Origin of the sequence: Aphanothece sacrum FPU1, assembly GCF_003864295.1 — a bacterium.
Classification (GTDB): Bacteria; Cyanobacteriota; Cyanobacteriia; order Cyanobacteriales; family Microcystaceae; genus Aphanothece_B; species Aphanothece_B sacrum.
On sequence record NZ_BDQK01000001.1, the window covers coordinates 587,961 to 600,502 of the forward strand.

The following is a 12,542-nucleotide window of genomic DNA, read 5'->3' on the forward strand; positions in this document are numbered from 1 at the left end:
CACTGGTTTAGTCCCAGGTTTCAAAGTGATTAATCCACTGATAAAATAAACGAGTAAATTGAGTTTTACGACTTTCAAAACTAGCAGCAATCCAAATAAATATTAACCCTAAACATAAACCAATAATCCATTTAAGTAAGGGATACATAAAACTCAGAATAACTAATTGATAAAATCCATTAATTAAAAAAGTCATTGTTCCCACAAAAAGAAAAGCCCGCACTTGAAAAGATAGACCAACAAAAATACTAATAAGGCTTAAAAATCCAGGTATTATACCTGTTTTACTGTAAAACAATAATGAAGAGAAACAAATTAATCCTGTACCCAAAAGTCGTAAATAATGCCGTAATATGTTACTGTTTATTCCGTCACAAGCAGGTTCAATCCTAACAATAATTAGTAAAGAAAGTCCCACTAAACAGAAATAAAGAAAAGGGATAATCACACTAAAATATCTTAATCTATAAGCGATCGCACCATCCACTAACAAAAGACTGAGATACCATAAACGACGGTTTTGACCTAATTTTCCCAAAATACCATAACAAATAGCCCCCACTAACCAAGTTATCTCATTAATAGGACTTAAAGCCGTCAGAATACCCCCTAAAGGTAACAGATAAGCGAATACTCGCCAAGGTCGCACAGGCCATCCCCATTGTTCCCAAGGAAGACCATAAACCACTAAAGAAGACAAAGATATGAGTATACCTGTAGACTCCTCAAACAGATGAGAGAGAAACGGGGGAGTAGGAACCAAAGAAGAACTATAAACAGCGATCGCACTTCCTTCTAAAATGCCCAAATAGACCCAAACTTCATGAGGATGAGGATAACGTCCCTGCATTAAAGCATAACGGGTTAGAAAGAATCCTGCACCCAAACCAGCCCACGAATTGACCTCGATAGGATATAATGTTCCTAAGCCTAAAAATAGACTGCCTAAACACCAGTGTATATGGGCTACCCAGTTTAATTCTTCTGTGGTAAAATTAAGATAATCTGTTAGCCAACTAGAAGCAAGACGATACCCATACATAATCGTCGTTGCTAGTGTTGTCATGGCTAAAAATCTATCACCTAAAGATAAAGAGTCTACCTGATACAGTAATAACTCATAAAGAGACAGAGAAAAACCCGCGATCGCTACATATAACAAGGGTTTAAACTGTTGTTTGCGTCGTCCTACTCCCAGAATAATTAAAACCAACCCTAAAGAACTAAAACCAGTCCAATTTTCCCAAATATTCCAACGTAAAGCAGTTCCTAACCCCCCATATAACAAGGGGAGAATATGCCAACTACTGAGTATATTAGTTTGTTGTGTGCGTTTAGACCACCATTGTCCTAAAAGTTGAGTCAATAACCCTAAGATAATATTAGCAATCCCTAGCGCAATAATTGAACGTCCTGTTAGTCCTAACACTTCCACTGTCAATAGTTCTAGACTCCAACCTATTGCATATACACTCCAGTTTGTGGGATGGTTCCAACTGCGATAAGTGATCATTGCTAATAATAAAAATAGGGAAAATATAGCCCCTTGACTGCCATCAATAAACCCCCAATACACTATGAGAGAATGAACAGTTAAGGTAACTAAAGCGATACTCGATAACGTGATGGCCCATCCATCTATAGCATAGGTATAAACTTTAGCTAAGGAGTTAGTTTTAGTGTTTAATTTTCCCCATAATAGCCATAAAATCATGATTATTGTAACTGGAAATAATAACCCTTGGGTAATAGAAAATTGCCAAACTTTTAACCCTGTCCCCACTAAACTTAAGGTAAACCCAATAGCGATCGCTGCTGATAAGCAATGAGATAAATATTTTGTATTAATAAATAGAAATACTGTGGCTATCCCTAAACCAATTAAGCGAGTTTCGGGAGAAAATAGAGTTAATCCCTGCATCATAATTAACCCTAACACACTTAACCAATTTCCTAGTATTCGTCGCTTGAGATCTTTAATTCCAATTAAAGTAAAAACTAAGGGATAAATTAACCAAATTAGAGCTAAAACTGGCGAATTAAACCTATTGAACCATAATAGATAATAAGCCATTGCTCCTAAAACTAAACAAATTAACCAAGCACTTTTTGAGCCTACAGTTAACCAAAATGAATCAGGAGATTCTTTAAGGCTAAAAATTCCTTCTACTGCCATTAATGCTAATAAAATCGTCGCCCAGACCGATAAATCAAGGGAGGGTACAGCCAGATTAATTAGAGAGAATAAAGAGAGTAAACCAGTAATATGAGTTAAATAACCTAATAAATTAGAAAGTTGCTGATCCCCCCAACCCCCCTTAAGAAGGGGGGCTATATTATTAGTTTGAAGGGGGGCTATATTATTAGTTTGAAGGGAGTCTATATTATCAGTTTGAAGGGAGTTTACATTACCAGTTTGAAGGGGAGTTATATTACCAGTTGTATGTATATTCCTCCCTTTTGAAGGGGGGTTACGGGGGAGCTCTTGCGATCGCTTAATACTAGACTGAGTTACCCAAACTAAAGCAACAGTTGAGATTGCTAGATTAACAGTTCTTAAGAGAGGATGAACTAAACTTAAAGCGGTTAAAATGATACCAAATAAAGCGATTATTTGACCACTAAAATTAGCTAAACTACCTTTTCCTAAACGAGAAAATAAATTTATTAGGGCAATATGAACAAATAAATAGGGTAATAATAAAATACTCAACCAAGTCCAAGAAATCGATTGAGTGTCAGTTATTGTGATGATTGAAGTAATAATATTTTGTAGGGGAGATAAACGTAAAAATAGCCACTGAAGTTGTAAACCAATGACAAAAATTAACAACCAATCTTTTTTTAACCTATATTGTCTTAAACGTCGGGATAAATAAAGTATAGCTAATCCACTAACTGCGATCGCTTGTAAAGGTATTTTAACGACAGATAATAACCATCCCAACCCCAATAAAATTGTGCCAACTCTTGACCAAATACCTTGATAAAAAGGAAAACGCCAAAGCATTAACCAACCACAAATACCTACAGCTAAACCTAATTGAGAAATGCCTACAGGAGTAACGAAAATTGCCCGAATGAGCAAAATTGCCACCGCATAAACCACAATAGCTCCCGTGAGACTAAAAGGCAACCTATCGAGTCTATTTTCGGTTTCTAGGGTTGGTTGGGGAACGGTTAAAGTAATGAGAGTTGTCCCGATAACACCTGCATAAGTTGCTATTAGAGGCATTCCTGGGATAGTCCAACCCCAATGAATATAACTTAACCCCAGATGGTTTATCAGGGGCCAACCAGAGGAGGCGTTTTTAAAAAGCTTAATAGTCAAGAAACTTAAGGATAAGGCAGCTATAGACATTATTAGCCATCCTAAAGGAGTATGCCAGAGATAAAAGCTATCCATAGCCCAAAAATTGACAGTAACTAACAATAAAGTCACTAAACGTAAAGCTTGACTGGTCAACCTAAGATGAGGTTGTTTGTTAGTCCATACACTTGCTGCCCAAAATCCGAGAGTATATAACCATAAAATTGCATATTGTCCAAGAATAGGGACATTTTGCCAGTTATTCGCGGCAATGACTCCTGAAGAAATCACTACCATGAATATTCCCAAGAGTAGCAACCAAATGACACTTAATTCGGCCATCAATGATTGCATCATTTGTCCTATCCGAGAGACAGAACGCTGACGGGTAGGAGGTTGTATTCTTTCCTCTCTCCATTCCCTTGTAGTTTGAGGGGTAATAACTGGAGAAGAAATAGTACAAGTTAAATAGTTTTGAGATATTTTATTAATTTGATTATCAGTTAAGAGTTCTAATTGCAACCAAGCATCTAAACCGATTAAAAGAGATTCATGAGAAGAATTAACCTTAATTTCTAAGGAAATATCTGTATTTTGATTTATTATTTCTAAATCTTGCCAGGTTTGTAATCCTTGTATGAGGTTAGAGGGATTGATACTACTTTGTAATTGTAGATGAAACTGAGGATGTTCTGTGGTTAGATTAGTTTGTAGTTCAACATCAGTTAATAACCCTAATTGTAGCCAAGTTTCCCATCCTTCTAATAGTTGAGGGAGGGAGGTTATTGATATTTGGAGACGAATTAAGCGGTTTTGCGGTGTAAGTGGGAAATCATCGGGTTGAAAAGGCATCTTATTAATGAGGATTGTATATAAATTATACTTATTCTCAAAACTAATGATAAACTTAGTATTGATTTATAATGTATATTTTTAATGGTAATTTAACCGATGAGTCAAACACCCATTACAGTAACTTACTCCTTAGAAGAAATTTTAGGTCAAATCAATCAGAAACTAGATAAACTTCAGGAAGATGTTACCGATATCAAGATTGAAGTCACTGAAATTAAGGGGGAACTAAAAAGAGTTGAAACCGAATTAAAAGGAGACATAAAAAGAGTTGAAATTGAATTAAAAGGGGAAATCAACAGAGTTGAAACTGAATTAAAAGGAGAAATTAAAACATTAGATGCAAAAGTTGACGGCATTGGTAAACGCTTAGATACACAAGAATTTATTAATCGTTCTGTTGTCGTTGGTTTTGTATTAGCAATTGGAGCAGGTATAGTTAAGTTATTTGTTCCTAATTTCCCTAATTAATTTGACAATTTTATGGTTTTATAATTCCTGAATAAGTCTGGAAGAATTGGAGAACGTTACTAGGAGTGGAGTTACGCACTCAGAACCGAAAACAGCGATTTTACGTCATTGCGAGCGGTAGCGAAGCAATCTCAAACCCTGATTATTTCGTTACAGTGCGTAACTCCTAGTTACATTTTTTTGCATCTTAAACTTAATTTAATATTTATTGCTCTTGCTTCGGGGAATGTATAAATGGTGTAGTTCACCATTTATATTTGCTGTTGGGTTAAGTTTAATCGCATCTGGGCTGAAAGGAATTAGGTTATATTGGCGAGAATTGACCATTTTATTCTTCCTAGGAATGCCTGTTGTAATCGCCTCATGGCTAAAATTTGACCCATCTTCTATAGCTGCTCAATTTTCTACTTTCATTCTTTGGTGTATAAATTTAAATCCTGTTCGTGAGGGAGTTTATATTCATTTATCAACAGGGTCGGTAGAGGTTAATAAAGGCTGCTCAGGATTAGAGGCTATGACTTATCTTTTAGGAATATCGGTTATTATGCTGATAATGTTTCCTTTGAAACGAATTTACAATATTATAGTGCCGATTGTGGCTATCAGCTTGGGATTTATGGTTAATGGATTTCGGATAGTATTATTAACTTTATTGGTAGCTTCAAATAAAATGGAAGCTTTTAAATACTGGCATGAAGGGGAAGGCTCATTAATAGTTGGAATGGTAGCCATAGGATTTTTTTTAGTATTTTACTTTTTGTTGATTCGATTTTCAGATGTAGAAGAATTGGAGGATGCCGACACTCAAAAGTATTAAAATATAAATTATTGGCTGTATTATCTTTCAATTCTGATGAATAAGCTAGAAAAATTTTAATAATTTGAATCCCCGAACTCATGAATAATCCTCTTAATATATACTAATTTTATTATTCCCTATTCCATTATACACTTCATCTGCGGAAATTGTCGCCCTTCCATCGGTGCGTTTTCGCTGTATTTCTAATAAGTTTTGCTTGAAAGTTTCTTTGACTTCCTTTCCCTGATCAGGATCGCCAAAATATTGATCTAGAGTTTCATCTGAATCGCACTTAAATTTAATGAGTAACTTAAATCATGAATTATAATTCATGATTTATAATTCATAATTCATAATTCATAATTCATAATTCATAATTCATAATTCATAATTCATAATTCATAATTCATGATTCATGATTTATAATTCATAATTCATAATTCATAATTCATAATTTAATTTGAGCTAAAGCTTGAGCAATAACATCTGCACCTGCACCCGCTAAATTAGAATTTTCACCAATATATTTTTTCCAAGCTTTCGTACCTGAAACTCCAAAAAAAAACGTTAACATATGACGACTAATAGCATGAAGTTTTACCCCCTTATTTGTCCAATAATCAATGTAAGGTAACATTCCTTCAATAACTTCATGACGAGTTGGTGGCGTAACATTTTCCCCATAAATATCTCGATCAACTGTTGCCAATAAATAAGGATTATCATAAGCTGCTCGACCAATCATAACCCCATCCACAAATTGTAATTGTTCTTGCACTTGATCTAAAGTAATAATTCCCCCATTAATTTCAATAAATAAATGAGGAAACTCTTGCTTAAGACGATAAACATCTTGATAGCGTAACGGAGGAATAGTGCGATTATCTTTAGGACTTAAACCCTGTAACCAAGCTTTGCGAGCGTGTACCGTAAATCGTTCACATCCTGCCTCTGAAACAATGCGAACAAACTCCGCCATATCTTCATAAAGATCGCGTTCATCAATGCCAATACGATGTTTAATACTAATAGGAATATTGACGGATTTTTGCATCGTTTCTACACAACGAGCAACTAACTCCGGTTGAGCCATTAAACAGGCCCCAAAATTGCCATTTTGAACCCGATCGCTCGGACAACCCACATTAAGATTAACCTCATCATAACCCCAATCTTCCGCAATTTTGGCACATTCAGCCAAGAGAGTGGGATTATCACCCCCTAATTGTAAAGCCAGAGGTTTTTCTTCAGGAGAGAAATCTAATAACTTAGAGCGATCGCCATAATGAATAGCCGCCGTAACAATCATTTCCGTGTAAAGTAGAGTACGACGGGTAATCTGACGCATAAAATAACGAAAATGACGATCAGTACGATCCATCATCGGTGCGACACTCAAAGGATAAAAAAAATTAACAGACATGAGCATTAACAATTAAGCGATACAATCAACAATAGGGGTTAGTCTTTCACGTTGCTATAGGACTACGCATTAAGGTTAGGATATTGGTAAAAGTAGCAACCCTTTTTGCCGTCCACTTTTGCCTTTTGCTTGACCCGTTAGCGGGATGGGTGGCCCTAGAAAAATAAAGCATCTTTAGCTCCTCATTTTGTCTTATGTCTACCATTGATCAACTCGAACCTGCCGGAAAGGCTGATGTGGTTGTTTATCAACCCTACTATCATAAAGACAAACATAAAATCCTACCCTATGCACTGACTTTATATGGTCAGGGTTATCTGGAAGGAAAACGTGAGATCGAAGGCAGTCAAGGCATTCCCTTTGTTGCTTCCTGGTATGTGTCTAAGTTACCCTCTGAGTTAACCCGTTGTCGCATGCAATTTGAAGGACAAGCAGACTTAAGCTATGAGATCACCATTCTCAATGCTGAGTTTATTGACTATCTTATCGAAGCGATCAAAATCTTTCGACAAATTCAATCCGTCGATTTTCCTCAAGGATTCTACCGTAAATTATTACGCTTTGAAGAATCTGCCTCTTAAGAAATCGAACCACAAATAAGGAATAACCCCGTGGCACAATCAGCTAAATATTTACTCATCGGTTCCATAGAAGCCTATAGTGGTAAGTCAGGAACCATCTTGGGACTTGCCCACCAGTTACAACAAAAAGGCTTCTGTGTGGCCTATGCTAAACCAGTAGGAACCTATCTAACCCCAAATACGCCTCACGAGGGGGAAGCTGATGTCTCCTTTATTAGTCAATCTTTAAAATTAGCACCAACTCAGGTAGCTTCCCCCTTAGTGTTTCTCTCCTCTGACACCGTTAAAAAACGTCTTCAAGGAGAAGATACCACAGATTATACTAAGAAATTAAAAGATACTTTTAGGCAAATATCAGCTAATATTATCATTCTAGAGGGGGCAGGAACCCTCGCAGAAGGGTGTTTATTTGACTTATCAGTCCCTAAAATTGCCCAAACTCTCCAAGCTTCTATCTTATTAGTCGCCCGTTATCATTCTCCCTTAGTTGTAGATAATTTGTTACAGGCTAAAGAGCAACTCGGCGATCGCTTAGGAGGTGTGGTCATCAATGGTATTCCCCTTAATGAGTTAGAAGAAACTCAAACCTTGATTAAACCCTATCTAGAAAGCCAAGGAATCGAAGTTTTAGGGATGTTACCCTCTAACATTTTACTGCGTAGTGTCAGCGTCAGAGAAATTGCTCAACAATTAGGGGCCGAAGTTTTATGTCGTAAAGATCGTCTAGATTTAATGGTAGAAAGTCTCACCATTGGAGCCATGAATGTTAATTCTGCTTTAGAATATTTTCGTCAGGGACGAAATAAAGCTGTTGTTACAGGGGGCGATCGCACAGATTTACAATTGGCAGCCTTAGAAACTTCCACCAGTTGTCTGATCCTCACAGGACACATGGCCCCTCAACCCTTAATTATTAGTCGGGCCGAAGATTTAGAAGTCCCTATTTTGTCCGTCAATCTTGATACATTAGGAACCGTAGAAATTGTAGATCGAGCGTTCGGTACAGTAAGACTGCAAGAACAAATTAAGATCGATTGTATTCAAGAATTGATGACAGAACATTTTGATTTTGAGCGGTTACTAGAAAAATTAGGGCTTTAGCTCAGGGAATCAGGGTTATTTCCTTCTAGACAAATGCTCATTTTATAGGGGCAGGTTTTTGTAGGGGCGGGTTTTTGTAGAGGCGGGTTTTTTACAGCAGTTATGATGGTCACAAAAAAGTTAAATAAACCCGCCCCTATTACATGATGTTCACAAAGAAGTTAAATAAACCCGCCCCTATTACATGATGCTCACAAAAAAGTTAAATAAACCCGCCCTGCCTTAGCTCAACAAGGAGGGTAAAATTCCCCTCCCTAGTTCAAGACTAACGAAACATACTACTAACGGAAGTATCTTCGTGAATGCGCCAAATAGCTTCCCCAATTAAATTGGCTACAGAAAGCACTTTTAACTGTTTAAAGTGATGTTTTTCAGAAACTGGAATGGTATTAGTGACGATCACTTCTTCAAACATTCCACTAGATAAACGAGAGATGGCTGGTTCCGAAAATACCGCATGAGTAGCACAAGCATATACTTGTCGGGCCCCTTCTTCTCTTAAGAGTCTAGCTCCTTCTGTAATGGTTCCAGCCGTATCAATCATGTCATCGACTAAAACAGCCGTTTTCCCTTTAACATCCCCAATTAAATTCAGCACTTGGGCCACATTATGGCTTTGACGGCGTTTATCAATAATTGCTAAAGGAGCTTCATTTAATTTTTTGGCGAACGATCTCGCTCGAGCAACTCCTCCCACATCAGGGGAAACTACCACCAGATCAGATAAGTTTTTACTGGCTAAATAGTCCTGTAATACTGGTGATCCGTAAACATGATCAAAAGGGATGTCAAAATAGCCTTGAATTTGGGCGGAATGCAAATCCATTGCTAGTACCCGTTGGGCCCCCGCTTCGGTGATTAAATTAGCCACCAGTTTCGCAGTAATTGATTCTCGTCCCGCCGTTTTGCGATCAGCCCGCGCATAACCGTAATAAGGCACAACGGCGGTAATTTGCCTTGCGGATGCTCGACGACAAGCATCGATCATAATCAACAATTCCATTAAATGATCGTTGACTGGATGACAGCAAGGTTGGATCAGATAAACATCACAGCCACGGATCGATTCTTGAATTTGAATGTACAATTCTCCATCGGCAAACTGTTTGCGAACCATTGGCCCGATATCCATCCCTAAATAACGGGCGACTTCCTTGGCTAGAGGAATATTAGCTGATCCCGAAAAAAGACTTAGGCGGTTATTCTCCGACAAAGCTGGTATCATCGATTGTGGCGTTAATATAGGAGTGTAGCTCACGGCAGATTCTTGACCCTCAACTCATGGCAACTCTAATCATCTCAGGTTTTTTGATTGTCTGAGCAGATTTTCTTCCTTTCTTGATCATATCGAAATTAGCTTTTAATTCTATCGCCAAAAATGAAAACTTTATGTATTGTGGGAACGGATACGGAAGTCGGTAAAACTGTCTTAACGACTGCGATCGCTGCTTATTCTCAAGTTTATTACCCTCAAAGGTCTGTCGGTATCATGAAACTACTTCAAACTGGAGTCGGCGATCGCGAACATTATCAACAGATGTTTGGATCTTATGCTTCTATAGAAGTGGTGGCCCCTCTGGTTTTTTCTACTCCTGTTGCTCCTCCTATTGCTGCCGAGCGAGAAGAACTTCCGATCCCTCTGGCTCAAGTCTGGCAAGCTTTATGTTCTCTCCAACAAACTAAGGATTTAGTATTAGTAGAAGGGTTAGGGGGTTTAGGATCTCCGGTAACTTGGGAGTTGACAGTGGCTGATATCGCCGGAGAATGGCGTTTACCAACGGTTTTGGTGGTTCCGGTCAAGTTAGGGGCGATCGCTCAAGCAGTGGCTAATGTGGCTTTAGCTCGTCAAACTAAAGTTAATCTTAAAGGAATCATCCTCAGTTGTATTAATCCTATCTCAGATCAAGAGTTAGTTGATTGGGCCCCAAAAGAATTAATTCAATCTTTAACTTATGTTCCTGTTGTGGGAATTTTACCTTATCTACAAGATTTACTGGATGTTAATAAATTAGCTCATATTACTTCTAATTTAGATCTAGAAATGTTATTTTAATTGATAATAGAACGTTTATATAGCGTTTCTTTGACTTATGAGGTACACTCTATTTATCATCTATTGCCTATTGCCTAAAACTAGAAAATTTTGTACCTCACGAGTATGAGAATTGCTATAATTCATAATTCATAATTCATAATTCATAATTCTTATGACTTCCATTAACGAGCAACTTACTCAACAATTTAGCCAAGCCTTAGTTAAAGCATTTGGGGATAAATTTAACGAAATTGATCCTCAAGTTTGGCCGGCCCGTGATCCCAAAAATGGAGATTATCAAGTTAATATTGCCCTTTCCTTGGCTAAACAATTAGGTCAACCTCCAAGAGCGATCGCCCAAACAATTATTGATAATTTACCCCTCAATAATATGATAGAAACCCCAACCATTGGAGGCCCTGGTTTTATCAATATTAAGATTCAAGCAACTTATCTAGAAACTCAACTGAAAACCTGGCAAAATGATCTGCGGTTAGGAGTAGAAAAATCTGCTAAAATCCAAAAAATTATTGTAGATTTTTCCAGTCCAAATATTGCTAAAGAAATGCACGTCGGACACTTACGATCTACCATTATTGGGGATTCAATAGCTCGTATTTTAGAATTTCTAGGTCATCAAGTTTTACGTCTCAATCATGTAGGAGATTGGGGTACTCAATTTGGTATGTTGATTGCTTATTTACGAGAAGTTTATCCCGACGCTTTAACTACAGCTAATGTCCTAAATATAGGAGATTTAGTTACTTTTTATAAACAAGCAAAACAACGGTTTGATGAAGACGAAATATTTAAAGAAACCGCCAGAAATGAAGTAGTAAAACTACAAGCAGGTAATCAAGAAAGTCGTCACGCTTGGCAATTACTTTGTGAACAGTCTCGTCGAGAATTTCAGCTTATTTATGATCGGTTAGATATTCAATTAACAGAACGAGGAGAATCTTTTTATAATCAGTTCTTAGAAGATGTTATCAAACAATTAAAAGAAAAAAAAATTCTAGAAGAAAATCAGGGAGCGCAATGTGTTTTTTTAGAAGGATTTATCAATAAAGACGGTGATCCTTTACCTCTAATTGTACAAAAATCTGATGGAGGTTACAATTATGCTACAACAGATTTAGCTGCCCTAAATTATCGTATCCAAACCGATGAAGCAGAACGCATAATTTATGTAACAGATGCGGGACAAGCTAATCATTTTGCCCAAGTTTTTCAGGTGGGCAAAAAAGCAGGAATTTTAACTGAGAAAGTAGAGATAATTCATGTTCCCTTTGGCTTAGTTAAAGGGGAAGACGGCAAAAAATTAAAGACTCGTTCAGGTGAAATTATTAAATTAAAAGACTTATTAGATGAAGCCGTAAGTTATGCTCGTCAAGATTTAGAAAATCGCTTAGAATTAGAAGAAAGAAAAGAATCACAAACCTTTATTGCTCATGTTTCTGAAATTGTAGGAATTAGTGCAGTAAAATATGCAGATTTAAGTCAAAATCGGATTAGTGATTACATCTTTAGTTACGATAAAATGTTAGCTCTTCAAGGTAATACTGCTCCTTATATGCTCTATGCTTATGCTAGAGTACAAAGTATTAGTCGAGAGGGAAATATTGATTTTGAAAAGTTAGGAGAAAACGCTCAAATTATCCTCAAAGATGAGACAGAAATTGACTTAGCTAAATATTTATTACAATTAACCGATGTCATTAAAGAAGTGGAAAGAACCTTATTACCTAACCGTCTCTGTGATTATTTATATGAATTAAGTAAAAAATTCAATCGATTTTATGAAAATTGTCCAGTTTTAAAATCAGAAGAACCTGTCAAAACTTCTCGTTTATTATTATCTGATTTAACGGCAAGAACCATTAAATTAGGCTTATCTTTGTTGGGAATTTCTATCTTAGAAAGAATGTAAACTTAGCTTACTATGGCAGTTCTAAGTACCGATATCTCCT

The 12,542-nt window shown here is 36.8% G+C and carries 9 protein-coding genes; 6 read left to right on the forward strand and 3 right to left on the reverse strand.

All coding sequences use genetic code 11. From position 1 onward, the window contains the following. Positions 1–7: 7 nt before the first annotated feature. Entirely contained in the window at positions 8–4,162 is a 4,155-nt protein-coding gene (locus AsFPU1_RS02665) for a hypothetical protein (protein WP_124977293.1), read from the reverse strand. Positions 4,163–4,261: 99 nt separating this feature from the next. On the opposite strand from AsFPU1_RS02665, the gene AsFPU1_RS02670 reads away from it, so the two are divergent. Both AsFPU1_RS02670 and crtA read left to right on the forward strand, forming a co-directional pair. Then, positions 4,262–4,633, forward strand: coding sequence for a coiled-coil domain-containing protein (locus AsFPU1_RS02670; RefSeq protein WP_124977295.1), 372 nt, complete (start codon positions 4,262–4,264; stop codon positions 4,631–4,633). Between the two features lie 226 nt (positions 4,634–4,859). Then, a complete protein-coding gene (gene crtA / locus AsFPU1_RS02675; RefSeq protein WP_124977297.1) occupies positions 4,860–5,450 on the forward strand; it encodes a cyanoexosortase A in 591 nt (196 codons plus the stop codon). A gap of 430 nt (positions 5,451–5,880) precedes the next feature. Here crtA and dusA read toward each other — a convergent pair whose 3' ends face one another. Beyond that, complete coding sequence (dusA, locus tag AsFPU1_RS02685; RefSeq protein WP_124977299.1) at positions 5,881–6,855, reverse strand: tRNA dihydrouridine(20/20a) synthase DusA; 975 nt, start codon at positions 6,853–6,855, stop codon at positions 5,881–5,883. Positions 6,856–7,049: 194 nt separating this feature from the next. Between dusA and ebsA the strand changes: the two genes are divergently transcribed. Beyond that, positions 7,050–7,436: a type IV pilus biogenesis protein EbsA gene (gene ebsA / locus AsFPU1_RS02690; RefSeq protein WP_124977301.1), complete on the forward strand. Its 387-nt coding sequence runs from the start codon at positions 7,050–7,052 to the stop codon at positions 7,434–7,436. 30 nt (positions 7,437–7,466) lie between these two features. Then, complete coding sequence (locus AsFPU1_RS02695; RefSeq protein ID WP_124977304.1) at positions 7,467–8,537, forward strand: phosphotransacetylase family protein; 1,071 nt, start codon at positions 7,467–7,469, stop codon at positions 8,535–8,537. A gap of 265 nt (positions 8,538–8,802) precedes the next feature. Here the strand turns inward: AsFPU1_RS02695 and AsFPU1_RS02700 are convergent, their stop codons facing one another. Continuing rightward, positions 8,803–9,762, reverse strand: a complete 960-nt coding sequence (locus AsFPU1_RS02700) for a ribose-phosphate pyrophosphokinase (RefSeq protein WP_124977306.1) — start codon at positions 9,760–9,762, stop codon at positions 8,803–8,805. A 153-nt stretch (positions 9,763–9,915) separates the two neighbouring features. Between AsFPU1_RS02700 and bioD the strand changes: the two genes are divergently transcribed. Then, positions 9,916–10,590: a dethiobiotin synthase gene (gene bioD, locus AsFPU1_RS02705; RefSeq protein WP_124977308.1), complete on the forward strand. Its 675-nt coding sequence runs from the start codon at positions 9,916–9,918 to the stop codon at positions 10,588–10,590. Between the two features lie 154 nt (positions 10,591–10,744). Beyond that, the gene (argS, locus tag AsFPU1_RS02710; RefSeq protein ID WP_124977310.1) at positions 10,745–12,502 is read left to right on the forward strand and encodes an arginine--tRNA ligase; all 1,758 of its coding nucleotides are present in this window, start codon (positions 10,745–10,747) and stop codon (positions 12,500–12,502) included. The last annotated feature ends 40 nt before the right edge of the window (positions 12,503–12,542 follow it).